General features: G+C 61.9%; 25 protein-coding genes. 11 read left to right on the forward strand and 14 right to left on the reverse strand.

Annotated features, from left to right (window positions below):
- Positions 1-45: 45 nt before the first annotated feature.
- Positions 46-624, reverse strand: coding sequence for a HutD family protein (locus ABEH27_RS13700; protein ID WP_346614101.1), 579 nt, complete (start codon positions 622-624; stop codon positions 46-48).
- Positions 621-1,331: a histidine utilization repressor gene (hutC, locus tag ABEH27_RS13705; protein ID WP_346614219.1), complete on the reverse strand. Its 711-nt coding sequence runs from the start codon at positions 1,329-1,331 to the stop codon at positions 621-623. Before hutC ends, ABEH27_RS13700 begins: the two co-directional genes overlap by 4 nt.
- 144 nt (positions 1,332-1,475) lie before the next feature.
- Between hutC and ABEH27_RS13710 the strand changes: the two genes are divergently transcribed.
- The gene (locus ABEH27_RS13710) at positions 1,476-2,840 is read left to right on the forward strand and encodes a formimidoylglutamate deiminase (protein ID WP_346614102.1); all 1,365 of its coding nucleotides are present in this window, start codon (positions 1,476-1,478) and stop codon (positions 2,838-2,840) included.
- 72 nt (positions 2,841-2,912) lie between these two features.
- Here the strand turns inward: ABEH27_RS13710 and ABEH27_RS13715 are convergent, their stop codons facing one another.
- The 5 genes from ABEH27_RS13715 to ABEH27_RS13735 all read right to left on the reverse strand — a co-directional run bounded on the left by ABEH27_RS13715 (position 2,913) and on the right by ABEH27_RS13735 (position 8,229).
- The gene (locus ABEH27_RS13715) at positions 2,913-3,485 is read right to left on the reverse strand and encodes a lipocalin family protein (RefSeq protein WP_346614103.1); all 573 of its coding nucleotides are present in this window, start codon (positions 3,483-3,485) and stop codon (positions 2,913-2,915) included.
- Positions 3,482-3,736: an outer membrane protein assembly factor BamE gene (gene bamE / locus ABEH27_RS13720; protein ID WP_079230016.1), complete on the reverse strand. Its 255-nt coding sequence runs from the start codon at positions 3,734-3,736 to the stop codon at positions 3,482-3,484. Before bamE ends, ABEH27_RS13715 begins: the two co-directional genes overlap by 4 nt.
- 178 nt (positions 3,737-3,914) lie before the next feature.
- A complete protein-coding gene (locus tag ABEH27_RS13725) occupies positions 3,915-4,511 on the reverse strand; it encodes a DUF924 family protein (protein WP_346614104.1) in 597 nt (198 codons plus the stop codon).
- A gap of 3 nt (positions 4,512-4,514) precedes the next feature.
- Positions 4,515-5,525: a class 1 fructose-bisphosphatase gene (locus ABEH27_RS13730; RefSeq protein ID WP_012274595.1), complete on the reverse strand. Its 1,011-nt coding sequence runs from the start codon at positions 5,523-5,525 to the stop codon at positions 4,515-4,517.
- 253 nt (positions 5,526-5,778) lie between these two features.
- The gene (locus ABEH27_RS13735) at positions 5,779-8,229 is read right to left on the reverse strand and encodes a glycogen/starch/alpha-glucan phosphorylase (protein WP_346614105.1); all 2,451 of its coding nucleotides are present in this window, start codon (positions 8,227-8,229) and stop codon (positions 5,779-5,781) included.
- Between the two features lie 186 nt (positions 8,230-8,415).
- Here ABEH27_RS13735 and ABEH27_RS13740 point away from each other — a divergent pair, with 186 nt between their 5' ends.
- Complete coding sequence (locus tag ABEH27_RS13740) at positions 8,416-8,820, forward strand: YkgJ family cysteine cluster protein (protein ID WP_346614106.1); 405 nt, start codon at positions 8,416-8,418, stop codon at positions 8,818-8,820.
- Between the two features lie 174 nt (positions 8,821-8,994).
- Here ABEH27_RS13740 and ABEH27_RS13745 read toward each other — a convergent pair whose 3' ends face one another.
- The 3 genes from ABEH27_RS13745 to thiI all read right to left on the reverse strand — a co-directional run bounded on the left by ABEH27_RS13745 (position 8,995) and on the right by thiI (position 13,164).
- On the reverse strand, positions 8,995-9,594 hold the full coding sequence (locus ABEH27_RS13745; RefSeq protein ID WP_346614107.1) for a hypothetical protein: 600 nt from the start codon (positions 9,592-9,594) through the stop codon (positions 8,995-8,997).
- Positions 9,595-9,759: 165 nt separating this feature from the next.
- Complete coding sequence (gene typA / locus ABEH27_RS13750) at positions 9,760-11,583, reverse strand: translational GTPase TypA (protein ID WP_346614108.1); 1,824 nt, start codon at positions 11,581-11,583, stop codon at positions 9,760-9,762.
- Positions 11,584-11,709: 126 nt separating this feature from the next.
- On the reverse strand, positions 11,710-13,164 hold the full coding sequence (thiI, locus tag ABEH27_RS13755; protein WP_346614109.1) for a tRNA uracil 4-sulfurtransferase ThiI: 1,455 nt from the start codon (positions 13,162-13,164) through the stop codon (positions 11,710-11,712).
- Positions 13,165-13,637: 473 nt separating this feature from the next.
- On the opposite strand from thiI, the gene glnA reads away from it, so the two are divergent.
- From glnA to ntrC, 4 genes are all read left to right on the forward strand, one after another.
- Positions 13,638-15,044, forward strand: a complete 1,407-nt coding sequence (gene glnA / locus ABEH27_RS13760) for a type I glutamate--ammonia ligase (protein ID WP_008095432.1) — start codon at positions 13,638-13,640, stop codon at positions 15,042-15,044.
- Positions 15,045-15,195: 151 nt separating this feature from the next.
- Positions 15,196-15,738 (forward strand): chorismate mutase, encoded by a 543-nt coding sequence (locus ABEH27_RS13765; RefSeq protein ID WP_346614110.1) that lies wholly within the window; start codon positions 15,196-15,198, stop codon positions 15,736-15,738.
- Positions 15,739-15,993: 255 nt separating this feature from the next.
- Positions 15,994-17,076 carry a nitrogen regulation protein NR(II) gene (gene glnL, locus ABEH27_RS13770; RefSeq protein WP_346614111.1) on the forward strand — a complete coding sequence of 361 codons (1,083 nt, stop codon included), beginning with the start codon at positions 15,994-15,996 and terminating at the stop codon, positions 17,074-17,076.
- Positions 17,076-18,512, forward strand: coding sequence for a nitrogen regulation protein NR(I) (ntrC, locus tag ABEH27_RS13775; protein ID WP_346614112.1), 1,437 nt, complete (start codon positions 17,076-17,078; stop codon positions 18,510-18,512). Before glnL ends, ntrC begins: the two co-directional genes overlap by 1 nt.
- Before the next feature lie 362 nt (positions 18,513-18,874).
- Here ntrC and ABEH27_RS13780 read toward each other — a convergent pair whose 3' ends face one another.
- Positions 18,875-19,312: a hypothetical protein gene (locus ABEH27_RS13780; protein WP_346614113.1), complete on the reverse strand. Its 438-nt coding sequence runs from the start codon at positions 19,310-19,312 to the stop codon at positions 18,875-18,877.
- Here ABEH27_RS13780 and trmL point away from each other — a divergent pair.
- On the forward strand, positions 19,311-19,772 hold the full coding sequence (gene trmL, locus ABEH27_RS13785; protein WP_008093177.1) for a tRNA (uridine(34)/cytosine(34)/5-carboxymethylaminomethyluridine(34)-2'-O)-methyltransferase TrmL: 462 nt from the start codon (positions 19,311-19,313) through the stop codon (positions 19,770-19,772). The two genes, ABEH27_RS13780 and trmL, sit on opposite strands and share 2 nt — an antisense overlap.
- Before the next feature lie 152 nt (positions 19,773-19,924).
- On the opposite strand, the gene secB is transcribed toward trmL, so the two are convergent.
- Genes secB through ABEH27_RS13800 form a run of 3 tightly spaced genes read right to left on the reverse strand, consistent with a single transcriptional unit; the run spans position 19,925 to position 21,119 of the window.
- Positions 19,925-20,410 carry a protein-export chaperone SecB gene (gene secB, locus ABEH27_RS13790; protein ID WP_346614114.1) on the reverse strand — a complete coding sequence of 162 codons (486 nt, stop codon included), beginning with the start codon at positions 20,408-20,410 and terminating at the stop codon, positions 19,925-19,927.
- Positions 20,411-20,449: 39 nt separating this feature from the next.
- A complete protein-coding gene (gene grxC, locus ABEH27_RS13795) occupies positions 20,450-20,704 on the reverse strand; it encodes a glutaredoxin 3 (RefSeq protein WP_110995319.1) in 255 nt (84 codons plus the stop codon).
- 1 nt (position 20,705) lies between these two features.
- On the reverse strand, positions 20,706-21,119 hold the full coding sequence (locus ABEH27_RS13800) for a rhodanese-like domain-containing protein (RefSeq protein WP_346614115.1): 414 nt from the start codon (positions 21,117-21,119) through the stop codon (positions 20,706-20,708).
- Between the two features lie 206 nt (positions 21,120-21,325).
- Here ABEH27_RS13800 and gpmI point away from each other — a divergent pair, with 206 nt between their 5' ends.
- The 4 genes from gpmI (at position 21,326) to ABEH27_RS13820 (ending at position 26,602) form a co-directional block, all read left to right on the forward strand.
- Positions 21,326-22,861 carry a 2,3-bisphosphoglycerate-independent phosphoglycerate mutase gene (gene gpmI, locus ABEH27_RS13805; protein WP_346614116.1) on the forward strand — a complete coding sequence of 512 codons (1,536 nt, stop codon included), beginning with the start codon at positions 21,326-21,328 and terminating at the stop codon, positions 22,859-22,861.
- 264 nt (positions 22,862-23,125) lie between these two features.
- Positions 23,126-24,415: a murein hydrolase activator EnvC gene (locus tag ABEH27_RS13810; RefSeq protein WP_346614117.1), complete on the forward strand. Its 1,290-nt coding sequence runs from the start codon at positions 23,126-23,128 to the stop codon at positions 24,413-24,415.
- A gap of 79 nt (positions 24,416-24,494) precedes the next feature.
- On the forward strand, positions 24,495-25,826 hold the full coding sequence (locus ABEH27_RS13815; RefSeq protein ID WP_346614118.1) for a S41 family peptidase: 1,332 nt from the start codon (positions 24,495-24,497) through the stop codon (positions 25,824-25,826).
- Between the two features lie 8 nt (positions 25,827-25,834).
- Entirely contained in the window at positions 25,835-26,602 is a 768-nt protein-coding gene (locus tag ABEH27_RS13820) for a divergent polysaccharide deacetylase family protein (RefSeq protein WP_346614119.1), read from the forward strand.
- Positions 26,603-26,604 lie beyond the last annotated feature (2 nt).

The raw sequence follows: 26,604 nt of genomic DNA on the forward strand, positions 1-26,604 counted from the left end.
GGGGTGCCTGTAGGAGCGGGCTTGCCCGCGATAGGGCTGCAGGCATCACTCAAAAAGCGGGGTAAGCTCGATAACACAGCAGCGCCCCAGCACATCCACTTCGACCAAACGGTCGTTACCGCTCAGTTGCAAGCAGTCATACAGCCCCAGCGCCGGCTGCACCTGGCCATCAAGACTCACCTGCAGTTGCGCCTGGCCACTGAAAATCAATACGCTGCTGGCAGCGCTGAACAACCGACTCCCACCGTTGAACCACTGCAACCGTGCCCGGTAACGCCCCGGCGCATAGATCAGGTTAAAGTCGCGAATCGGCCCGCCCAATAGCGTGCAACTCACCTGGCTCTCACCGCTGAACGCATAAGCATCGAACGGCAGCAGTGGGCGGCTGTGTGCGCCATCCACCGTCAGGCGCATGCCACCACCTTGCAGTACGGTGATGATCCGCTGGTAACCGGCAAAGCTGGAGAAGCCGCCAGACGCTTCGATGTCGGCGATCGACAGGCGCCAGCCAAAGCCATCCAGCCCGTCGCCCGCATCGCGGGTGATTTCTTCAGTGAAGCCACCGCCGTTCTTCCACGGCATGCGCGGGTAGTCTTTAGCGCGCAACCACTGCAACTGGCTCATTTGCTGAAACGTCCTTCCAGGCGATGACGGGAACCGGGGTGAATCAGCCGCGCCGCGGTAACGGGCTGGCGACCGGACCAGGTACGGCGGCGGATCAGCAGGCAAGGTTCGCCCGCTTCGATCTGCAGCAACTGGCACTCGTGCGCCTCGGCGAGGATGGCTTCGACCACGTGCTCGCCTTCGGTCAGCGGCGCCACCTGGGACAGGTAGGCGTAAGGCGTCTGCCGGGTGAAGTCCTGCTTGAGGTAGTCGGGGGCGATCTGCGCGTTGACGTAGCGGTCTTCGATCTGCACCGGCACGCCGTTTTCGTAATGCACGATCAGCGAATGAAACACCCGCTGGCCTTCGCGCATGTCCAGCGCCAGGGCGCGCTCGGAGCCGGCCGCTTCCTCGGCCAGGGTGATGACCTGGCAGCTATGCTGGTGGCCACGTGCGGCGATTTCGTCGGCGATGTTGTTGACCTCGAACAGCGCCGAACGGGTCTTGGGTTCGGCAACGAAGGTGCCGACGCCCTGCATCCGCACCAGCAGCCCTTCGGCGGTGAGTTCGCGCAGCGCGCGGTTGATGGTCATGCGGCTGAAACCCAGCTGGCTGACCAGCTCGCTTTCGGACGGCACCCGGTGGTGCGGCGGCCAGCTGCCATTCTCGATGTGCTGGATGATCATCTGTTTGACCCGGGCGTAGAGCGGCGCCGGGCCCTCGCCCATCTGGGCTACCAGCGCGGAGACAGGAGGTGTCGGCACGGCGTTTGATCCTTGTGCAATTGGGTTGAACGGTAGCTTGCCGGAGTTTACCCGGCAGGCAAACGGCTGTATATGTATATACAAGTTGAACAATAACAGGATAGCGCAATGCCCGCCTACTACGCCGAACGTGCCCTCCTGCCCAGCGGTTGGGCCCACGATGTTCGCTTCGAGGTGGCCGCCGATGGCCACTTGGCTGCGGTTCAAGCCGATGCCGGTGCCGAGGGCGCCGAGCGTCTCAGTGGCCCAGTACTGCCGGGCATGCCCAACCTGCACTCCCATGCCTTTCAACGAGCCATGGCGGGCCTGGCCGAGGTGGCGGGCAACCCCAACGACAGCTTCTGGACCTGGCGCGAACTGATGTACCGCCTGGTCGGCAAGATAACGCCAGAGCAACTGCAGGTCATCGCCCGCCAGCTATACATCGAGATGCTCAAGGCCGGCTACACCTCGGTTGCCGAGTTCCACTACGTGCACCATGACCAGGCAGGCGAGGCTTACGCCGACCCGGCCGAACTTTCCCGGCGCATCAGTGCTGCGGCGGCCAGCAGCGGCATTGGCCTGACCTTGCTGCCGGTGCTTTACAGCCACGCCGGTTTCGGCGGCCAGGCACCCAACCAAGGGCAGCGGCGCTTCATCAACTCCACCGAGCACTACCTGCAACTGCAAGCGCAGCTGGCCCCGGTACTGGCGGCGCAGCCTGCACAGCAGCTGGGCCTGTGCTTTCACTCGTTGCGCGCGGTAACGCCTGAGCAGATCACCGAAGTGCTGGCTGCCGGCAATCAGCAATGCCCCATCCATATTCACATCGCCGAACAACAGAAGGAGGTCGACGACTGCCTGGCCTGGAGTGGCCTGCGTCCGCTGCAATGGCTGTATGAACATGTGCCTGTGGATGCGCGCTGGTGCCTGGTGCATGCCACCCATGCGCAGCCTGCAGAAGTGGCGGCCATGGCCCGCAGTAAAGCCGTGGCAGGCCTGTGCCTGACCACCGAGGCCAACCTGGGTGACGGTATTTTCCCGGCCGTGGACTTCCTGGCCCAGGGTGGGCGCATGGGTATCGGCTCCGACAGCCATGTGTCACTCAGCGTGGTGGAGGAGCTGCGTTGGCTGGAATACGGCCAACGCCTGCGTGATCAGCGGCGCAACCGGCTGCACCGCGAAGACCAGCCGATGGTCGGGCGCACGTTGTATGACGCTGCATTGCGAGGCGGTGCCCAGGCACTGGGGCAGCCCGTCGGTGAACTGGCGGTGGGCAAGCGTGCTGACTGGCTGGTACTTGATGGCCAGGACCCGTATATCGCCATGGCCGATGGCGATGCCATTCTCAACCGCTGGCTGTTCGCCGGGGGCGACCGCCAGGTGCGCGACGTGATGGTCAATGGGCAGTGGGTGGTGCGCCAGGGGCGGCATGAACAGGAAGCGCAGAGCGCGCTGGCGTTTGTCGAGGTGTTGCGCCAGCTGCTGGGTTGATTGCATGGGCGGGTGTGCAGCCAGTTGTGGGAGCAACTGTCGCGAAAGGGCCGCAAAGCGGCCCCAGTCGACTCAATGCATCTGCACGATCTGCTTGTCCGCCATCCGCCAAATCAACCGGCTGGTGTCATAACCCTGCTGCCGTGCCTTGGCCTGCAGGTTCTCACGCTCCCATGCCGGCAATGAAGGCGTGCGCGACAGAATCCACAGGTATTTGCGGTCCGGGCTGCCGACGATCGCCGTACGGTAACGCTCATCCACGTACAGGATCCAGTATTCGCCCCTGGTCAGGCCTGGCACCAGGCGGGTGAACCAGTTGTCGAACTCCACCCACAACCTGTCGGTATGCCCCGGCTGCTGAATGTTGGCGTGGCCTTCGGCGCGCAGCCATTCATCACCCATCGTGCGGCAACGGTTGAGCACACCGTACGAGCCGTCAGGCTTGAGGTTGTAATGGGCCTCGGACTGGGCGCATTCGCTCTGATACGGCATCGGCAAGCGGGCCAGCTCGTACCACTTGCCCTGGTACCGCTTGAGGTCGACGTTACCGGCGGTCTTCGGCGCCAGCGGGTCGTTGGCCGAGGTGGCGCAGCCACCCAACAGCATCACCAGGCACAACCCCAGCAGCAGGTGCAGACGCGTCATTTGAGGCCCTGCCCTGAGTACATCAATACCTTGTCAGCTGCGTACTGCACGCTGATGAAGCTCTTCTCGTCCCCCCAGGTGCAGCTGCTCATGCCCAGTGCGCCAGAGCACTCGGTGGGCGTGCCGAGCAGTTGCTCGACCTCGGCCTTGTTCATACCGGCCTTGAGCTTGGAATAGTTTTCCTGATTGATCTTGCTGCACGCAGTCAGGACGACGCACAAGGACAACAGGGCGAGGGAACGCAACGACATGAAGGAACACTCCTGGAAGGTGGGTGCAGGCGAGTGGCTGCAGTGACCTTCGACGGGAAAATCGCTCCCTGGTTCCCTGCCTGCCCGCCTTTCGTTCAACACCGTTGGTCGGCTGGCGCTGCGCAGGCGCTTCAGGCCCCAAAAACAAATGGGGCCGCATCGCGGCCCCATTCATTACTCAGAACCTGGAGCCAGGCTCCAGTAGAAAATCCATCTCTTCGCTGGTGCTCGGCCGCTCCAGCATCAGGTTGCGGTGCGGGAAGCGCCCGAACCTTGCAATCACGCGCTGGTGCTGCTCGGCATAGTCGAGGAAGCCTTCGAACAAGCGTCGGTGGGCCTCTGGCTGCTCATCCAGCAGCACCTGATAGCGTTCGACGCACAGGTTCTGCCAGTCCAGCACTTCGGCATGCTCCAGCACCAGCAGCACGAACACTCGCTGGATCGGCAGCAGCTGGTAATCCCAGCCCTTCTGCAAACCCTGCAGCGCGACCACCTGGGCACGCCGGTCGCCCTCGAAGGCGCGCGGCGTGTCGCGGTAGATCATGCGCGGCAGCTGGTCCAGCAGGATCAACAGGCCAAGCCAGCCTTGCGGGCTTTGCTGCCACTCGTCGAGCCCGCCCGCCAGGGCATGCTCGACCAGCTCGCCAAACACCGCCTGGGCTTCGGCATCGTGATGCTTGCCGAACCACAGCGTGCTCTTCTCGTCAGCCACGGCCTGGGGACTGGTACCCCAACCGAACCACCACTCCAGCAACGGCTGCCAAGGTGCGAGCATGTCTTACTCCTTGTGATAGGCGGTAACGCGCTCAACCTCTTCCTTCGAGCCGAGGATCACCGACACGCGTTGGTGCAGGCTCTCTGGCTTGATGTCGAGGATGCGATCGTAACCGTTGGTGGAGGCGCCGCCAGCCTGCTCGATGATGAACGACATCGGGTTGGCTTCGTACATCAGGCGCAGCTTGCCCGGCTTGCTCGGCTCGCGGGCGTCGCGCGGGTACATGAACAGGCCGCCACGGGTCAGGATGCGGTGTACATCGGCCACCATGGAGGCGATCCAGCGCATGTTGTAGTTCTTTTTCAGTGGCCCGGTCTCACCGGCCAGCAGCTCGCCCACGTAGCGCTGTACCGGGGCTTCCCAGTGGCGCTGGTTGGACATGTTGATGGCGAACTCGGCGGTGGTGGCCGGTACCTGGATGTTTTCGTGGGTCAGAACGAAGCTGCCCAGCTCGCGGTCCAGGGTGAAGCCCTTGACGCCGTTGCCAAGGGTCAGGATCAGCATGGTCTGCGGGCCGTAGATGGCATAACCGGCAGCGACCTGCTCGGTACCTGGCTGCAGGAACGCTTCTTCGTTCAGGCTTTCGTTCTGGCTCAGGTACTGGTTAGGGCAACGCAGTACCGAGAAGATGGTGCCGACCGAGACGTTGACGTCGATGTTCGACGAGCCGTCGAGCGGGTCGAAGACCAGCAGGTAGGCGCCTTTCGGGTATTTGCCCGGGATCTGGTAGGCGTTGTCCATTTCTTCGGACGCCATGCCGGCCAGGTGGCCGCCCCACTCGTTGGCTTCGAGCAGGATGTCGTTGGAAATCACGTCCAGCTTCTTCTGCACTTCGCCCTGCACGTTTTCGGTGCCCATGCTGCCCAGCACGCCGCCGAGGGCGCCCTTGGACACGTGGTGGCTGATTTCCTTGCACGCACGCGCTACCACTTCGATCAGGAAGCGCAGATCGGCAGGGGTATTGTTGCTGCGGGTCTGCTCAATCAGATAGCGACTCAGGGTAACGCGGGACATGTATGGCTCCGAACGGATTGGGGGAGAAAAACCCCCGCAGTTTACAGGGAGAGTTGAATGCTAGCGAGCAAAGAGACTCGCTGGGCAGTCAGACGGCACTTTAGGTCGGTAGTTCAGCGATGGCCTGGCCGGTGGTCAGTTGGGGCTGCTGTGCAGCCCGATCGCCGGCAAGCCGGCTCCCACAGACGCTGCTGAACCACGACCTGGTGGGAGCCGGCTTGCCGGCGATTGGGCCGCGCCGCGGCCCCAACACTCAATCCAGCGCCTTCCAGATATCGGTCGCATACTCGCGAATGGTCCGGTCCGAAGAGAACCAGCCCATCCTTGCCGTGTTCAGCACTGCAACGCGCCACCACTCCTGCGGTGTATGCCACAGCTCCTCGACGCGCCGCTGGGCATCCCAGTAGGCATCGAAATCGGCGCAGACCAGGAAGCGGTCGTACGCCACCAGCCCGTCGATCAGCCCGGCATAGCGCCCAGGGTCATCCGGCGAGAACACACCACTGCGGATCGCCTGCAGTACATCGTTCAAGCGGTTGGAGGCGGCTATCGCGGCACTGGCACCAAAGTCGCCGGCACGCTTGCGCGCCTCGACCTGCTGCGCAGTCAAACCGAAGATGAACATGTTGTCGGCACCCACCTGTTCGCACATCTCCACGTTGGCACCGTCCAGGGTGCCGATGGTCAACGCGCCATTGAGGCCGAACTTCATGTTGCTGGTACCCGAGGCTTCGTAACCGGCAGTGGAGATCTGCTCCGACAGGTCCGCTGCCGGGATGATGCTCTCCGCCAGGCTGACGTTGTAGTTGGGCAGGAACACCACCTTGAGCAGGCCACGCACGGTGGGGTCGTTGTTGACCACGCGGGCGATGTCGTTGGCCAGCTTGATGATCAGCTTGGCCTGGTGGTAGCTGGCCGCGGCCTTGCCGGCGAAGATCTTCACCCGGGGCACCCAGTTGATACCGGGGTCGTTGCGTATGGCCTGGTACAGCGCCACGGTGTGCAACAGGTTGAGCAGCTGGCGCTTGTATTCGTGGATGCGCTTGACCTGCACATCGAACAGCGCCTCTGGGTTGACCGTAACCCCCACGCGGTCCTGGATGATGCTGGCCAGCGCGCGCTTGCTGTGCAGGCGCTGCGCGGCGAACGCCTTGCGAAAGCCGCCCTTGTCGGCGAACGGCACCAGGTTTGCCAGGCGCGCCTCGGGGTCGTCCAGAAGCTCCGGCCCCAGGGCCTCGACCAGCATCGCGGTCAATTGCGGGTTGGCCTGGTACAGCCAGCGGCGGAAGGTAATGCCGTTGGTCTTGTTGTTGATCCGCTGCGGATAGAGCTTGTGCAGCTCGGCGAACACCGTGCTTTTCATCAGCTTGCTGTGCAGCGCCGACACCCCGTTGACGCTGTGCGAGCCGAGGAATGCCAGGTTGCCCATGCGCACCCGGCGGCCGTTGTCCTCCTCGATCAGCGACACTGCCCGTAGCACATCGAAGTCATGCAGGCCTTTCGCGCGCAGGGCGTCGATATGGTAGGCGTTGATCAGGTAGATGATCTGCATGTGCCGCGGGAGCATGCGTTCCATCAGCGCCACAGGCCAGGTTTCAAGGGCTTCGGGCAGCAGGGTGTGGTTGGTGTAGGCCAACGTACCGACGGTCAGCTCCCAGGCCTTTTCCCACGGAATTTCGTGCTGGTCGACCAGCAGCCGCATCAGTTCGGCCACGGCAATCGACGGGTGCGTGTCATTGAGCTGGATCGCCGCCGCATCCGGCAGGTTGAGCAGGTCCTTGTGCATGTTCAAGTGGCGCCGCAGCAGGTCCTGCAGCGATGCCGAGACAAAGAAGTATTCCTGGCGCAGGCGCAGCTCCTGGCCAGCCTCGGTACTGTCGGCTGGGTACAGCACCCGCGAGATACTTTCGGCGCGCGCGACTTCCGCCACCGCCCCCAGGTGGTCACCGGCGTTGAAACGCTCCAGGTGGAGTTCTTCCAGCGCCCGTGCACGCCACAGGCGCAGGGTATTGACGCTGGACCCGCGCCAGCCGACCACCGGCGTGTCATAGGCAACCGCCCGCACCGTTTCGCCCGGCGACCAGACCTGACGCTGCTGGCCGTGGGCGTCGTGCACCGTTTCGACGCTACCGCCAAAGCTGATCGGGTAGATCACCTCGGCGCGCTCGAACTCCCACGGGTTGCCGAAATCCAGCCAGTTCTCGGTCTGCTCCTGCTGCCAGCCATCGACCATGGCCTGGCGGAACAGCCCGTGCTCGTAACGGATGCCATAACCATGGGCGGCAATGCCCAGGGTCGACATGCTTTCCATGAAACAGGCTGCCAGACGCCCCAGCCCACCATTGCCCAGTGCGGCATCCGGCTCGAGCAGGCGAATGCGCTCCAGATCCACATCCAGCCCTTCCAACGCATCACGGGCGATATCCAGCAAGCCCAGGTTGCTCAGGCTGTCATACAGCAGGCGGCCGATGAGGAATTCGAGGGAGAGGTAATACACCCGCTTCTGGCTGCGTCTATAGGCCTGACGGGTGTGGTCCATCCAGTGGTCGACCATGTGATCGCGGGCAGCCAGCGCAATGGCTTCGAACCAGTCGTGGTCGAAGGCATGCTCAGGGTCCTTGCCGACTGCATAGGTAAGTTTGTCCAGTACAGCGGCACGAAAATCGGCCACCTCGGCATCACGTGCTTTGGGTTCCTGGGACATACGGCATCCTCGGGCAAGTTGACGAAAGCGCAGGGGGAGTGTTGAGACTAGACCCTTCGACAGGGAGTGACAGTCTCGGTTCGCAGTTTTCATGCCCACTTTGCCAATCCGGCAAAAGGTTGTTCACAAATTGAACAACTCCGGTATCATCGCGCGCCCCAAGACCGTGATCCACCACCTATAACGATGAAAACGACCCTGATTGCCGCGGCCGAAGTCGACCGCCTGGAAACCTGGCAGCGCTATGCCAGCCATATGTGCGGAGGCTGCCATTCGACCTGCTGCACGCTGCCCGTGGAAGTGAAGATCAAAGACCTGATCCGCATTGGCGTGGTGGACGAGTTCGAAAAGGACGAGCCGCCAAAAAACGTGGCCAAACGCCTGCAGAAGGAAGGCATCATCGAACGCTTCAACCAGAAGTCGGGGATCTTCACCCTGACCCGGATGAGCAACGATGACTGCATGTATCTGGATCGCAAGAGCCGCCTGTGCACCATTTATGACAAGCGCCCGGATACCTGCCGCAATCACCCGAAGATCGGGCCACGCCCGGGGTATTGTGCTTACAAGCCGAAAGCACCCGGACGTTGACGAGCCCACTGAGACCCAATAGACTTTTAACCGTCTTGATGTACACGGAGCTTCCTTCGGGAAGTGTCTAGACGCCGCCACCTGGTTCCGGCCGTGTCGGTTGATGGGAGAAATCCCTAAGGGCATCCGCGATACGACCCCCGTTAACCGGGGGTTTCGTATTTCTACAGGTAGCTACCGCTTCACAGGCCGTCGAATAGGCTCATTTCTCAGCTTCTTCAACATCAGTAGCCAGCCCTTTATTTTCTCATGTCGCTTAAAGCGTACCGGACGATGAGAAGGATGGCCGGCATCTCGCACGTAGGCACTTTCAACATATACCGTCAGGTTTAGTGCAGCTTCACGACGAAGGCTGAAATAGACCTCGTAGCAGCTCCCTTCTGGATAGCCGAACTGATGCCCCTCCAAGGTCAGCCAGTTGCTGTGCCCCGTGAAAAGGCATTGCCGATCCGCAAGTGACGCCAGGATGCTGGGCAGCTGGATAGACAACTTGTAGCGCCCTGGACAAAATGCCCGACGAATTCCTCTGTGGTCGATCAGCATGTGCTCGACCCCAATCGCCTCAAAATCTAGCTCAGCGCCTTGTTTCGGCCCGTAACTGACGCAGTGGCTTGAGTACTGTATCGCGAGCGTCACTACTTGCGAGCCTTGGGTGGAATGCTCTGGGATAACCACTTGAAGCGAGCCGGGACGCAGGTGAAGCAGGCTCCACGCAACTCCCGCTACATGAATCTCGCCGCGTGCCAAATGATCTTTCCACCTCTTGCCCTTCATCCTCAGCCCCATTAAAACTTTCAGTACGCAGGGTACTGGGGGCTATAGCCATTGCCAAAAACTGCTTAGTTAGCAATTACTTCCGGTGAAACACGGTGCAACAAGGGCAAAAAAAAACGCCCCCGGCCTTTCGACCGGGGGCGTTTTCATTCAGCCAGAACTAACTCAGCTGTTCTTGGCTTTCTTGGCAGCGCGGGTACGCTCGCTTTCGTCCAGGATCTTCTTGCGAAGACGGATGGACTTCGGCGTTACTTCGCACAGCTCGTCTTCCTGGATGTATTCCAGAGCCTGTTCCAGGGTAAAGCGAACAGGCGGAACCAGGGCGATGACTTCGTCTTTACCCGAAGCACGCATGTTGTCGAGCTTCTTACCCTTGGTAGGGTTGACGCCCAGGTCGTTGTCGCGGCTGTTCTGGCCGATGATCTGACCGTTGTAGATCTCTTGACCGTGCTCGACGAACAGCTTGCCACGCGCCTGCAGGGTTTCCAGCGAGTAGGTCAGCGCCTTGCCGGTTTCGACCGAAACCAGTACGCCGTTCTGACGGCCGGACATGTGGCCGGACTTCACTGCATCGTAGCGATCGAAGATCGAAGTCAGGATGCCTGCACCGTTGGTCAGGGTCAGGAACTGGTTACGGAAACCGATCAGACCACGAGCCGGGATGTTGTACTCCAGGCGTACACGGCCCTTGCCATCCGGGACCATGTTGGTCAGGTCGCCTTTACGCAGACCCATCTCTTCCATGACCTTGCCCTGCGAATCTTCAGGGATGTCGATGGTGACGTTTTCGAACGGTTCCTGCTTCACGCCGTCCACTTCACGGATGATCACTTCCGGACGACCCAGGGCCAATTCGAAGCCTTCGCGACGCATGGTTTCGATCAGTACCGAGAGGTGCAGCTCACCACGGCCCGAGACCTTGAACTTGTCTGGGGAGTCGGTTTCTTCAACACGCAGGGCTACGTTGTACAGCAGCTCTTTGTCCAGACGGTCCTTGATGTTACGGCTGGTGACGAACTTGCCTTCCTTGCCGCAGAACGGCGAGTCGTTGACCTGGAAGGTCATCGAAACGGTAGGCTCGTCAACGGTCAGCGGCTTCATTGCCTCAACGGCAGTCGGGTCGCACAGGGTGTCGGAGATGAACAGCTCGTCGAAACCGCTGATGCAGACGATGTCGCCCGCCTGGGCTTCTTCGACATCCACGCGGTGCAGGCCGTGGTGGCCCATCAGCTTGAGGATACGGCCGTTACGCTTCTTGCCGTCAGCGTCGATGGCGACAACCGGGGTGTTCGGCTTGATGCGACCACGGGCAATACGGCCAACACCGATAACACCCAGGAAGCTGTTGTAGTCCAGTGCGGAGATCTGCATCTGGAACGGGCCGTCACGGTCAACAGCTGGCGCTGGAACGTGGTCGATGACCGCCTGGTACAGGGCAGTCATGTCTTCGCCCATTGCGGTGTGGTCCAGACCGGCAATGCCGTTCAGGGCCGAGGCGTAGACGACTTTGAAGTCCAGCTGTTCGTCGGTGGCACCGAGGTTGTCGAACAGGTCGAAGATCTGGTCCAGAACCCAGTCAGGACGCGCGCCCGGACGGTCGACCTTGTTGATCACGACGATCGGCTTCAGGCCAGCTTCGAAAGCCTTCTTGGTCACGAAGCGGGTTTGCGGCATCGGGCCGTCCTGGGCGTCGACCAGCAGCAGCACGGAGTCGACCATCGACATTACACGCTCAACCTCGCCACCGAAGTCGGCGTGGCCGGGGGTGTCGACGATGTTGATGTGGTAGCCGTTCCAGTTGATGGCGGTGTTTTTCGCCAGAATGGTAATGCCGCGCTCTTTTTCCTGGTCGTTGGAGTCCATCACGCGCTCGTCGTTGAGCTCGTTACGCTCCAGAGTGCCGGACTGGCGCAGGAGTTTGTCGACCAGGGTGGTTTTACCATGGTCAACGTGGGCGATGATGGCGATGTTACGCAGATTTTCGATCACAACTGTATCTCGATCAGAGGATTCGGTTGCCGCCAGTCTAGGCGGCCAATATGAAGGTAAAAGGCTCAGCGGGCCCGGCGGTCGGGAGGGCGATGGCGGATGCTGCCGCCATACAGCCCTGGCGTCTTATGTCGGACGATAAACACGCACATTGGCATGTCCCTCACTGAGCAGGTGGTGTGCGTGCAAACGGCTCATCACACCCTTGTCGCAATACAGCAAGTACTGGCGGGTTTCATCCAGCTGCTTGAACTTGCTGTTGATCGCGTAAAACGGCATCACCTGGACTTCCACGCCGTCGATTACCAGGGGTTGGTCTTCCTGGGCATCGGGGTGACGGATGTCGATGACGATCTGGCCTGGCAGCGCTTCGCGTACTTCCTCGACCTCGATGTCCTTGCCCAGCTCGTCGATCACGTGGTCGATCGAGATGAACTTGGCACGCTCGAGAGCACGCTCCAGCACGGCCATGTCGAATTGCTTTTCTTCATGCTCCATGCGGTGACGCTTGGCGTGAGTGGTCGGGTTTACCGAGATCACACCGCAGTATTCAGGCATGTGCTTGGCGAAATCGGCGGTGCCGATTTCGGTGGCCTGGTCAATGATGTCCTGCTTGTGGCTGGCCAGCAACGGGCGCAGCACCAGCTTGTCGGTGGCCGAATCGATGATCGACAGGTTCGGCAGCGTCTGGCTCGACACCTGGGAGATCGCTTCGCCGGTCACCAGCGCGTCGATTTGCAGACGGTCGGCCATGTGCGCCGCACCGCGCAGCATCATGCGCTTGAGGGTCACGCCCATGTAGCTGTTGTCGACCTTGTTGAGGATCTCGCCGACCACTTCTTCGAACGGCACGCTGATGAACAGCACGCGCTGGCTGCTGCCGTACTTTTTCCACAGGTAGTGGGCCACTTCCATCACGCCCAGCTCGTGGGCACGGCCGCCGAGGTTGAAGAAGCAGAAGTGGGTCATCAGGCCGCGGCGCATCATCTGGTAGGCGGCCACGGTGGAGTCGAAGCCACCGGACATCAACACCAGGGTCTGCTCCAGGGCGCCCAGCGGATAGCCGCCAATGCCCTGGTGCTGGTTATGGATCACGTACAGGCGCTGGTTGCGGATTTCGATGCGCACCAGCACTTGCGGGTTCTTCAGCTCGATGCCGGCGGCGCCGCACTGCTGACGCAGCTGGCTGCCGACGTAGCGGTCGACATCCATCGAGGTGAAGTCGTGATGGCCGCCGCGCTTGCAGCGTACGGCGAAGTGCTTGCCGGCCAGCAGGTGGCCGAAATGGTGCTTGCACTTGGCGACGATGTCGTCGAAGTCGCCCAGCGGGTATTCCTCGACCTGCAGGAAATGGGTAATACCCGGCGTGCAGGCGAGGCGCTCGATCATCTCGCGCTGGACCTTCTCGTCCTCGACGCGGGTGACCACTTCGAGATTGTCCCAGACACCATCGACCGCGAGCTCAGGATCGAGGTCCTTGAGCACGTTGCGGATGTTCTTGCTGAGCTGGCGGATGAAGCGCTTGCGCACCGGCCGGCTCTTGATGGTGATTTCTGGGAAGACTTTGACGATAAGTTTCATTGGTTAACAGCGCGCGCAGGGCCTGCCGAAAATGAGGGGCGCGAATTATATCGGAAATTGCTCAGGATTTGACCAACTTTTGTACAGAAGGTTGGATTTTATGTTTGCCCGCTCCGGCCTCATCGCCGGCAAGCCGGCTCCCACAGGGCATGGCGTAGGTCTTGAGGCATGTGGTGACCTTCTGGCACCCGGCTTGCCGGCGATGAGGCCCTTTAAGGAAGCACAAAAACCCGCTAACGCACCGCATTGGTGCGCACGCGCCAAAATCCGCATCTTAAGAGTGCATTTTTTGCCAGCCCTACACCGCTCGATGCCCGCAAACGCCCCTTTTTATCCCGCGCTCGCCATTTTCGGGCACTGGCATGCAATTTGCTCCCTTGTGAGGCAGGTAAGCTTGGCCGACTATCCGCGCCCGGCAACACCCTTTTTGCAGGGCAGCGGCCAACTGCGCCCTAGACCATCCGGAGGACAACATGTCGAAGTCGGTTCAACTCATCAAAGATCATGACGTCAAGTGGATTGATCTGCGTTTCACGGACACCAAAGGCATTCAGCATCACGTGACCATGCCAGCGCGTGATGGCCTGGACGAAGACTTCTTCGAAGTCGGCAAGATGTTCGACGGCTCCTCCATCGCTGGCTGGAAAGGCATCGAAGCCTCCGACATGATCCTGATGCCGGTCGACGACACCGCCGTACTGGACCCGTTCACCGAAGAGCCGACCCTGATCATCACCTGCGACATCGTCGACCCGTCGAGCATGCAGGGCTACGACCGTGACCCACGCGGCATCGCCAAGCGCGCCGAAGAGTACCTGAAGAGCACCGGCATCGGTGACACCGTATTCGCCGGCCCAGAGCCAGAGTTCTTCATCTTCGACGAAGTGAAGTTCCAGTCGGACATCTCCGGCTCGATGTTCAAGATCTTCTCCGAGCAAGGCTCGTGGATGACTGGCGCTGACGTAGAAGGCGGCAACAAAGGCCACCGTCCGGGCGTTAAAGGTGGCTACTTCCCGGTTCCGCCGTTCGACCACGACCACGAAATCCGTACTGCCATGTGCAACGCACTGGAAGAAATGGGCCAGACCGTTGAAGTTCACCACCACGAAGTGGCGACTGCCGGCCAGAACGAAATCGGCGTCAAGTTCAACACCCTGGTGAAGAAAGCTGACGAAGTGCAGGCCCTGAAATACGTCGTGCACAACGTTGCCGACGCTTACGGCCGTACCGCCACCTTCATGCCGAAGCCACTGTACGGCGATAACGGCTCGGGCATGCACGTGCACATGTCGATCTGGAAAGACGGCAAGAACACCTTCTCGGGTGAAGGCTATGCCGGCCTGTCCGACACCGCCCTGTACTTCATCGGCGGCATCATCAAGCACGGTAAGGCCCTGAACGGCTTCACCAACCCGTCGACCAACTCCTACAAGCGTCTGGTCCCAGGCTTCGAAGCCCCGGTAATGCTGGCCTACTCGGCACGCAACCGTTCCGCCTCGATCCGTATTCCTTATGTCGGCAGCCCGAAAGCGCGCCGTATCGAAGCGCGTTTCCCGGACCCATCGGCCAACCCGTACCTGGCTTTCGCGGCCCTGCTGATGGCTGGCCTCGACGGTATCCAGAACAAGATCCACCCAGGCGATGCTGCCGACAAGAACCTGTACGATCTGCCGCCGGAAGAGGCCAAAGACATCCCGCAAGTGTGCGGCAGCCTGAAAGAAGCTCTGGAAGAGCTGGATAAAGGCCGTGCGTTCCTGACCAAGGGCGGCGTGTTCTCCGATGACTTCATCGATGCCTTCATCGAGCTGAAGTCGGAAGAAGAGATCAAGGTCCGCACCTTCGTGCACCCGCTGGAATACGAGCTGTACTACAGCTGCTGATCTAATCGGCGCCTGGCGTCGATGAAATCACCGGAAACGGCCTTCTTCTGAAGGCCGTTTTTGTTTTTGCGATCGTCCGAATCGGACGCGTCCTACAAGCAGAATGCGTCACCCAACCCACAATCAGGTCTCCATGCATAAGGAGATCACCATGCAACGCACCACCATCGCGCTCGTCATCACATTCGGCCTTCTTGGCTGCCAGGCATCATCACCTTCCGAACCAGACTTTCAGCCCTTGCTGACCAGTATCGAGCAGCGCCTGGACCTTGCCACCTCGGTCGCGGCGCATAAATGGGACAACCGCATGCCCGTGGAAGCCCCCGAACGGGAGCGACAGGTGCTGTCGGGCGTCCAGGAGATGGCACCCGACTACGACCTGAGCCCCGAGCGCGCCGCTGCGTTTTTCGCTGACCAGATCGAAGCCAACAAGCTCATCCAGTACACCCTTCTCGACCGCTGGGCAGTGCTTGGGCAACGACCGCCCGCTGCACCGCTCGACCTCGCCAATCAGATTCGGCCCCGCCTGGACAAACTCCAGGCGACGCTACTGTTCGAACTGGCCCGCTTTGACCAGCAGCATAATCAGGGCTGTACGCAAAAACTCGCTCACGCCTTGGCGCGACGCACCAACGACCCTCTACGCCACCAGGCGCTGGTGCGCGCCACCACGCAACTGTGTGTCGAACGCTAGCCGCGCAGATGCTCTATATTGGTGCATAACGCCCTCAATCCCGCCGCTAATCATCCCAAAACAGGTCACGTGAAACGGTAAATCAGCAGATTCTGATCCGAATAAGCGCAATAACAGGTCTTTATCAAGGAATCCCGCTTCTTTTCGGAGCCTTGGTTTGTTTCTTGCATTTTCCAGGCATCAGCGGATCCATAGCGCGCTCGTCCTTGGCCCGACCAAGGACCAGCCAGCGCCAAAAGAGGTCAACGACACCTTATGACCATCAGCGATGCACAGCACCGTCTGCTTCTGGACAACCTGACCACCGCCACGCTCCTGCTCAACGCCGAGCTGCGCCTGGAGTACATGAACCCGGCTGCGGAAATGCTACTGGCGGTGAGTGGGCAGCGTAGCCATGGGCAATTCATCAGTGAGCTGTTCACTGAATCGACCGAAGCGCTCAATTCGCTGCGCCAGGCCGTCGAACACGCACACCCGTTCACCAAGCGCGAAGCGCAGCTCACGTCGTTGACTGGGCAGACCATCACCGTCGACTACGCCGTGACGCCGATCCTGCACCAAGGCAATACCTTGCTGCTGCTCGAGGTGCACCCGCGCGACCGCCTGCTGCGCATCACCAAGGAAGAGGCCCAGCTGAGCAAGCAGGAAACCACCAAGATGCTGGTGCGCGGCCTGGCCCACGAGATCAAGAACCCGCTCGGCGGCATCCGTGGCGCTGCACAATTGCTGGCCCGCGAACTGCCCGAAGACGGGCTGCGCGACTACACCAATGTGATCATCGAAGAGGCCGACCGCCTGCGTAACCTGGTCGACCGTATGCTCGGCTCGAACAAGCTGCCGTCGCTGGCCATGACCAACATTCACGAAGTGCTGGAGCGGGTCTGCAGCCTGGTCGACGCCGAAAGCCAAGGCTGCATCACGTTGGTGCGCGATTACGACCCGAGCCTGCCGGACGTGCTGATCGACCGCGAGCAGATGATCCAGGCGGTGCTGAATATCGTGCGCAACGCCATGCAGGCGATCAGCTCGCAGAACGAGCTGCGCCTGGGCCGTATCACACTGCGCAGCCGGGCGATGCGCCAGTTCACCATCGGCCACGTGCGCCACCGCCTGGTGGCCCGGGTCGAGATCATCGACAACGGCCCAGGCATTCCCAGTGAACTGCAGGACACCCTCTTCTATCCCATGGTCAGTGGCCGCCCGGACGGTACCGGGCTGGGCCTGGCCATTACCCAGAACATCATCAGCCAGCACCAGGGCCTGATCGAGTGTGAAAGCCACGCCGGGCACACTGCCTTCTCGATCTTCCTGCCCCTGGAACAAGGAGCCACCGCCTAATGAGCCGAAGTGAAACCGTTTGGATCGTCGATGATGATCGCTCCATCCGCTGGGTCCTGGAAAAAGCCCTGCAACAGGAAGGCATGACCACCCAGAGCTTCGACAGCGCCGATGGCGTGATGGGCCGCCTGGCTCGGCAGCAGCCGGACGTGATCATTTCCGACATCCGTATGCCCGGTGCCAGTGGCCTCGACCTGCTGGCGCAGATTCGCGAGCAGCACCCGCGCCTGCCGGTCATCATCATGACTGCCCATTCCGACCTGGACAGCGCGGTGGCGTCGTACCAGGGCGGTGCGTTCGAGTACCTGCCGAAACCGTTCGACGTCGATGAAGCGGTGTCGCTGGTCAAGCGCGCCAACCAGCATTCCCAGGAACAACAAGGCCTCGACGTGCCCCAGGCGCTGGCCCGCACGCCGGAAATCATCGGTGAAGCACCGGCGATGCAGGAGGTGTTCCGCGCCATCGGTCGCTTGAGCCACTCCAACATTACCGTGCTGATCAATGGCGAATCGGGTACCGGCAAGGAACTGGTCGCCCACGCCCTGCACCGCCACAGCCCGCGTGCGGCATCGCCGTTCATTGCCTTGAACATGGCGGCCATCCCGAAAGACCTGATGGAGTCGGAGCTGTTCGGCCACGAGAAAGGGGCGTTCACTGGCGCAGCCAACCTGCGCCGCGGCCGCTTCGAGCAGGCCGATGGCGGCACGCTGTTCCTCGACGAAATCGGCGACATGCCGGCCGACACCCAGACTCGCCTGCTGCGGGTACTGGCCGATGGCGAGTTCTATCGCGTGGGCGGCCATGTGCCGGTGAAGGTCGATGTGCGAATCATCGCCGCCACGCACCAGAACCTCGAACTGCTGGTACAAGCCGGCAAGTTCCGTGAGGACTTGTTCCACCGCCTCAACGTGATTCGCATCCATATTCCGCGCCTGGCCGACCGTCGCGAGGACATCCCTGCCCTCGCCCGCCACTTCCTCGGCCGCGCCGCGCAGGAGCTGGCCGTCGAGCCGAAACTGCTCAAGCCGGAAACCGAAGAATTCATCCGCAACTTGCCTTGGCCCGGCAACGTTCGCCAGCTGGAGAACACCTGCCGCTGGATTACCGTGATGGCCTCCAGCCGCGAAGTGCTGATCGGCGACCTGCCACCGGAACTGCTCAACCTGCCGCAGGACGCTGCACCAGTGACCAACTGGGAGCAAGCCCTGCGCCAGTGGGCCGACCAGGCCTTGGCCCGCGGGCAGTCGAACCTGCTCGACAGCGCGGTACCCAGCTTTGAACGGATCATGATCGAGACGGCGCTCAAGCACACGGCCGGGCGTCGCCGTGATGCGGCTGTGCTGCTTGGCTGGGGGCGCAATACCCTGACGCGCAAGATCAAGGAACTGGGGATGAACGTGGATGGTGGAGATGACGATGAGGGCGATGACCACTGACGCCTCGTCATTCAGATAGACCTCTGGGGCCGCTATGCGGCCCCAGCCGTTTCAGGCGCATGCACCGAAGCTGTGCCCTCTGCACCGCCCCAAGGCACAAATCCCCTCTAAAACCGGCCAAATCCCCCTCAAAGGCCAGTATTCACAGGCCTGGAAAAAATGGCACGCCCCCTGCAATAGCTAGTACATACCCAGTTTCGGGGGCCCTGGTACAGGCAGGCCGGGTGAACCCCTCTTTTATATGCAGTTGCTCCAGCTTTCGGGGACCTCGGTACAGGCAGGCCGGGACATCCCCTCTTTTACACGCAGTCGCTCCCGCTTTTGGGGGACCCTGGTACAGGCAGGCCGGGAAATCCCCTCTTTTATTCGTGCAGCCTCACCTGCACCCGCCAACGCCCAGCGTCCTCTGCACCGGCCCATTCGCCCTGCAGAGGGCGCGCAGCCACCACGGTCAGCAGCAACCCTTCCTTGCTCTTCTGCACGCGCCAGCTCACCGGCTTGCCCTGCAGGCTCAACTGCCCGCGTTGGGCTTTGCCCTCGGCCTGGAACAGTACGGCGACGGTCCCCTCGACATTCTCGCCATGCAGCTTCGGCTCGTCGTCGAACCACAGGTCCAACCCATCCTGCACCACCTCCACCTGCTCGAGCATGCGCTCTTCGGGGGCGGTGAGGCGGCCGATCATCAGGCCGACCATCACGCCGACGATCGCCAGCGAAAGCATCACACGCGGCAAGCCCTTCGAACGCGACTCGGGTTCGGGGGTAGAATGTTCGCCATCTTCATGCTTGGAGCCGTGCATGTTTCACGTCATCCTTTTTCAACCTGAAATTCCGCCGAATACCGGCAATATCATTCGCCTCTGCGCCAACAGCGGTTGCGACCTGCACCTGATCGAACCGATCAGCTTCGAGCTGGACGACAAACGGCTGCGCCGCGCGGGGCTGGACTACCACGAGTATGCCACGCTCAAGCGCCACGAAAGCCTGGCCGGATGCCTGGAGAGTCTGGGCAACCCGCGGCTGTTCGCCTTCACCACCAAGGGCTCGCACCCATTCCATGAAGTCGCCTACCAGCCCGGCGATGCCTTCCTGTTCGGGCCAGAGAGCCGCGGCCTGCCCGCCGAGGTGCTGGACAGCCTGCCGGCAGAACAGCGCCTGCGCCTGCCGATGCGGCCCGGGTGCCGCAGCCTGAACCTGTCCAACACTGTCGCGGTTACGGTGTATGAAGCCTGGCGCCAGCAGGGCTTTGCCGGGAGCTGATGCAGTGCCTGCTCCGGCCTCATCGCCGGCAAGCCGGCTCCCACAAGGGTTTGGCGTACACAGTTCAATGTGGGAGCCGGCTTGCCGGCGATGAGGCCGGAGCAGGCAACAAAAAAGCGCCCCGAAAGGCGCTTTCTTGATACCGGCAGCGATTACTGCACGGTCGGCGCTTCGCCGGCTTCCTGCATGCGCTGCATTTCTTGCGCGTACAGGGCGTCGAAGTTGACCGGCGACAGCATCAGGGCCGGGAACGAACCACGGGTCACCAGGCTGTCCAAGGTCTCGCGAGCGTACGGGAACAGGATGTTCGGGCAGAACGCACCCAAGGTGTGGCTCATCGAAGCCGCGTCGAGGTTCTTGATCAGGAAGATACCGGCCTGCTGAACTTCGGCGATGAACGCCACTTCGTCACCGTTCTTGACGGTCACCGACAGGGTCAGCACCACTTCATGGAAATCGCCTTCCAGGGCTTTCTGCTTGGTGTTCAGGTCCAGGCCAACGCTCGGCTCCCAGGTCTGACGGAAGATCTGCGGGCTTTTAGGGGCCTCGAACGACAGGTCGCGCACGTAGATGCGCTGCATGGAGAACTGAGGGCTGTTGTCTTCAGCGGCTGCGCCGTTGGTCTGTTGGTCTGTCATGACAGGTCCTTATCCTAATGTTTTTGAATGCAGTGCAAATCAGGCCGCCAGCAGCGCGTCGAGCTTGCCGGCGCGCTCCAGGGCGTAGAGGTCATCGCATCCACCGACATGGGTGCTGCCGATCCAGATCTGCGGAACCGACGTACGGCCGGCCTTCTGGCTCATCTCGGCGCGCAACTGCGGTTTGCCGTCGACCTTGATTTCTTCGAAGGCCACGCCCTTGCTCTCGAGCAGGTACTTGGCGCGCATGCAGTAGGGGCAGTAGTCGCTGGAATAGACGATGACAGGCTTCATATCACTTCACCAGGGGCAGGTTATCGGCTTTCCAGCTGGAAACGCCACCGCTCAGTTTGGCGGCGGTGTAGCCAGCCTTGAGCAGCTCGCGGCACAGGGTGCCGGACTGCTGGCCCATTGCGTCGACGACGATCAGGGTCTTTTCCTTGTGCTTGTCCAGCTCGCTCATGCGGGCTACCAGCTTGTCTTGCGGAATGTTGATCGCACCGACAATGTGGCCGGCGGAGTATTCCTTGGGCGTGCGTATGTCGACGACCAGGCCCTTGTCGGCGTTGACCAGGGCGGTCAACTGGCCATTGCTCAGGCTCTGGCCGCCGCGGCGGATTTCATTGAGAAGCAGCAGGACCAGCAGAACAACGAAGATCGCAACCAGGATGTAGTGATCTGTCGCGAATTGAATCAGGTGAGCAACCATCAGCGGTGTTCCAGGCGATTGAAAATGCCGGCCAGTATACACAGCCCCCCAGTGCCACCAAAGCCCGACGGGCGGGCCGGAAAGCTACCTTCATGTTGCCGCGAGGGCCGCGCTGGTCAGGGAACAGGACGAATATTCGCCGCGGATGGCGCATTTGCCCTAAAATGCGTGTCTTTATCATCTTTGAACAACCGTGAGTTTGATTGATGACGAGCACGCCCAAACCCCTGGTCCTGATCATCCTGGATGGATTCGGCCACAGCGAAAGCCCCGAATACAACGCCATCTATGCCGCCAACACACCGGTCTATGATCGCCTGCGCGCTACCCAGCCACATGGCTTGATCTCTGGCTCAGGGATGGATGTCGGCCTGCCGGACGGGCAGATGGGCAACTCCGAGGTCGGTCACATGAACCTGGGGGCGGGCCGTGTCGTCTACCAGGACTTCACACGCGTCACCAAGGCCATCCGCGATGGCGACTTCTTCAGCAACCCGGTGCTGACCGGCGCAGTGGACAAGGCCGCCGGTGCCGGGAAGGCCGTGCACATCCTCGGCCTGCTGTCCGATGGCGGCGTGCACAGCCACCAGGACCACCTGGTTGCAATGGCCGAACTGGCTGCGCAGCGCGGTGCAGAAAAGATCTACCTGCACGCCTTCCTTGACGGCCGCGATACCCCGCCACGCAGCGCACAGTCGTCCATTGAACTGATCGACGCCACCTTCGCCAAGCTGGGCAAGGGCCGCATCGCCAGCCTTATCGGCCGCTACTTCGCCATGGACCGCGACAACCGTTGGGACCGTGTCAGCGCCGCCTACAACCTGATCGTCGACAGCGCCGCCGAGTACACCGCCGACACCGCCCAGGCCGGCCTGGAAGCGGCCTACGCCCGTGACGAAAGCGACGAGTTCGTCAAAGCCACGCGCATTGGCGAGGCAGTAAAGGTCGAAGACGGCGACGCGGTGATCTTCATGAACTTCCGCGCCGACCGTGCCCGCGAACTGTCGCGTGCATTCGTGGAGCCGGACTTCAACGAATTCCCCCGGGCGCGGCTGCCGAAGATGGCCGCCTATATCGGCCTGACCCAGTACTCGGCGAAAATCCCGGCGCCAGCAGCCTTCGCGCCCTCCAGCCTGGACAACGTGTTGGGCGAGTACCTGGCCAAGAACGGCAAGACCCAGCTGCGCATCGCCGAGACCGAGAAGTACGCGCACGTCACGTTCTTCTTCTCCGGTGGCCGCGAGGAGCCGTTCGAAGGCGAAGAGCGCATTCTGATCCCGTCGCCTAAGGTCGCCACCTATGACCTGCAACCGGAAATGAATGCACCCGAGGTTACCGACCGTATCGTCGAGGCCATCGAGCAGCAGCGCTACGACGTGATCATCGTCAACTACGCCAACGGCGACATGGTCGGCCACACCGGCGTGTTCGAAGCGGCGGTGAAAGCGGTCGAAGCGCTGGATACCTGCGTCGGGCGCATTGTCGAAGCGCTGGAGAAAGTAGACGGCGAAGCGCTGATCACCGCCGACCACGGCAACGTCGAGCAGATGGAAGACGCCTGCACCGGCCAGGCGCACACCGCTCACACCACTGAACCCGTGCCGTTCATCTATGTGGGTAAGCGCCCGGTCAAGGTCCGCGAGGGCGGCGTGCTGGCCGACGTGGCACCGACCATGCTCAAGCTGCTGGGGCTGGAAAAGCCTGCCGAAATGACGGGTACTTCGATTCTGGTAGACGCCTGAAACCCGGGGCCGCTTTGCGGCCCTTTCGCCGGCAAGCCGGCTCCCACAGGGGCTAGCGCAGCTTTTTTGGGGCAACCGTCTGACATTTCTAGAAGTTGACGCAACTTCTGTGGGAGCGGGCTTGCCCCGCGAATGGGCCGCGAAGCGGCCCCAATTGCACATGAATTCCGGACCAACGCCCCTCTGCACCCGCAGCGAGGCGTTTTTTTTGCAGGCACAGGCGGGCATACTAGGCCAGTCTCCATCCTTGGTACGCCCAACCTCATGCTTCGCGCCCTGATCCTCCTAGCCCTGTCTTGCCTGCTCAGCCCGGCTTTCGCCGACGAGCGCGTGCAGACCCAGCAACAACTGGACGCCACCCGCCAGGACATCGCCGAGCTCAAGAAGACGCTGGGCAAGCTCCAGGAAGAAAAGGCCGGCGTGCAGAAAGACCTCAAAGCCACCGAGACCGACATCGGCAACCTCGAAAAGCAGGTGGAGGCCCTGCAACAAGAACTAAAAAAGACCGAGGGCGATCTGGAGCGCCTTGATACCGAGAAAAAAAAACTCCAGAGCTCCCGCGTTGAACAACAGCGCCTGATCGCCATCCAGGCGCGGTCGGCCTACCAGAACAACGGTCGCGAGGAATACCTCAAGCTGCTGCTCAACCAGCAGAACCCCGAGAAATTCGCTCGCACGCTCAGTTACTACGACTACCTGAGCAAGGCCCGCATGGAGCAACTGCGCGCCTTCAACGAGACCTTGCGCCAGCTGGCCAATGTCGAACAGGACATTTCCCGCCAGCAGGAACAGTTGCTGGCCCAGCGCGCCGACCTCGACAGCCGCCGCCAGGCCCTCGAAGCCGAGCGCGGCAAGCGCCAGCAGGTGCTGGCCAAGCTCAACACCGACATGAAAGACCGCGACCAAAAGCTGCAGGCCCGCGAGCAGGACCAGGCAGACCTGGCCAAGGTGCTCAAGACCATCGAGGAAACCTTGGCCCGCCAGGCCCGCGAAGCCGAGGAAGCGCGCCAGAAGGCCCTGCTCGCCCAGCAGGAGGCCGAGAAGCGCCGCCAGCAGGAAGCCCTGGCCAAACGTGAAGCGATCACCGAGCCGCCGAAAAAGGCCCGTACCACCCTTGGCCCGCTGGTTTCCAGCGACAGCGCGAGCTATGGCGGTGCATTTTCTGCCGCACGGGGAAAACTTCCTTGGCCCGTCAATGGTCGATTGCTGGCACGCTTCGGCGATGCCCGTGGCAGCGACGCCCGCGCCAAGTGGGACGGGGTGATGATCAGCGCCAACCCCGGCACCCAGGTACGCGCCGTACACGGCGGGCGCGTGGTGTTCGCCGACTGGTTGCGCGGTGCTGGACTTCTGGTCATTCTCGACCATGGTAATGGTTACCTGAGCCTCTACGGCCACAACCAGAGCCTGCTCAAGAGCGCCGGGGACATCGTCAAGGCCGGCGAGGCCATTTCCACCGTTGGCGACAGCGGCGGCCAGGATGCCGCAGGTTTGTATTTCGCCATCCGCCAGCAGGGCCGGCCTACCGACCCGTCGCAGTGGTGCCGAGGTTAGTTCACTTTTTACGGCGTAGCGCCCGGCGCTGCACCGATGCTCCCCCGGGAGCGCCTACAGGATCAGGAGTTCGTTCGACATGCTGCACTCGCCTCGTCTCACCCAGCTGGCCCTGACCATCGCCCTGGCGGTCGGCGCGCCCTTGGCCCTCGCTGCCGAACCGGCGCCCGCCAAGGCCGCCAAGCCAGCCGCGGTGCCGGCCACCGAGGTGACCGCCAAGGCGCCGCTGCCGCTCGAAGAGCTGCGCACCTTCGCCGAGGTGATGGACCGCATCAAGGCGGCCTATGTCGAACCGGTTGACGACAAGACCCTGCTCGAAAACGCCATCAAAGGCATGCTCAGCAACCTGGACCCGCACTCGGCCTACCTTGGCCCCGAGGACTTCCAGGAGCTGCAGGAAAGCACCAGCGGCGAATTCGGCGGCCTGGGCATCGAAGTGGGCCAGGAAGACGGCTTCATCAAGGTGGTCTCGCCCATTGACGACACCCCGGCCTCGCGTGCCGGCGTGCAGGCAGGCGACCTCATCGTGAAGATCAACGGCGCCCCTACTCGTGGTCAGACCATGACCGAAGCCGTGGACAAGATGCGCGGCAAGATCGGCGAAAAAATCACCCTGACCCTGGTGCGTGACGGCGGCAACCCGTTCGACGTGACCCTTGCCCGTGCGGTAATCCAGGTCAAGAGCGTGAAGAGCCAGCTGCTGGAAAACGACTACGGCTACATCCGCATCACCCAGTTCCAGGTGAAAACCGGCGAAGAAGTGGGCAAGGCCCTGGCCAAGTTGCGCAAGGACAACGGCAAAAAACTGCGCGGCGTGGTCCTGGACCTGCGTAACAACCCCGGCGGCGTGCTGCAGTCGGCGGTGGAAGTGGCCGACCACTTCCTGACCAAAGGCCTGATCGTCTACACCAAGGGCCGTATCGCCAACTCCGAGCTGCGCTTCTCGGCCGACCCGGCCGACGCCAGCGAAGGCGTGCCACTGGTGGTGCTGATCAACGGTGGCAGTGCTTCGGCTTCGGAAATCGTCGCCGGCGCCCTGCAGGACCAGAAACGCGCCGTGCTGATGGGCACCGACAGCTTCGGCAAAGGCTCGGTGCAGACCGTGCTGCCGCTGGCCAACGACCGCGCCCTGAAGCTCACCACCGCGCTGTATTACACCCCCAACGGCCGTTCGATCCAGGCCCAGGGCATCGTGCCGGACATCGAAGTGCGCCCGGCCAAACTCACGGCCGAAATTGACACCGACAACTTCAAGGAAGCCGACCTGCAGGGCCACCTGGGCAACGGCAACGGCGGCGCCGACCGCCCGACCGGCAGCAGCAAGCGCAAGGAACGCCCACAGGACGATGACTTCCAGCTGAGCCAGGCCCTGAGCCTGCTCAAGGGCTTGAACATCACCTCGGGCAAATGACCCACCCCATGCGTTATCTGCTGTGCCTGCTGGTCTGCCTGTTGGCCGGTGCTACCCAAGCGGCGCCGGCCAACAAGGCCTACATGAGCATCATCATCGACGACCTGGGCCAGAGCAGCGAGCGTGACACCCGCACCCTCGCCTTGCCCGGCCCGGTGACGATGGCGGTCATGCCCGACACGCCGCACGCCACTGCTTTCGCGCGCCAGGCGCACAAGGCCGGCAAGACGGTGATCCTGCACATGCCCATGGACCCGGCCACAGGCCCTTATGCCTGGCACCCGGAGGTTGCGCTGACGGAGCTGGCCAGGCGGCTCGACGCTGCGCTGGCCAAGGTGCCCTACGCCGCCGGCATCAACAACCACATGGGCAGCCGCATGACCGCGCAACGCCAGCCCATGGCCTGGCTGATGGGCGAGCTGCAGCAACGTCATCTGTTCTTTGTCGACAGCCGTACCAGTGCGGCCACGGTCGCCGCAGCCGAGGCCCAACGCATCGGCCTGGCGAATGTATCGCGCGATGTGTTTCTCGACGATGTGCGTACCACCGAGGCCATCACCGCTCAGTTACAGGAAGGCGTGGCACTGGCTCGACGGCAGGGTTCGGCCGTGCTGATCGGCCATCCTTATCCACAGACGCTGGCCGTGCTGGAACGGGAAATGCCCCGCCTGCGAAGCCAGGGCATTGAGTTGATCACGCTGCAGCAGATGATCGGCGAGCGTTCCAATCAAGCCATGCCGGCCCATGGCCGGCATGGCCGCTACAGCAATCGCTGACG

Source organism: Pseudomonas sp. P39-UII1, assembly GCF_039672635.1.
GTDB lineage: Bacteria > Pseudomonadota > Gammaproteobacteria > Pseudomonadales > Pseudomonadaceae > Aquipseudomonas.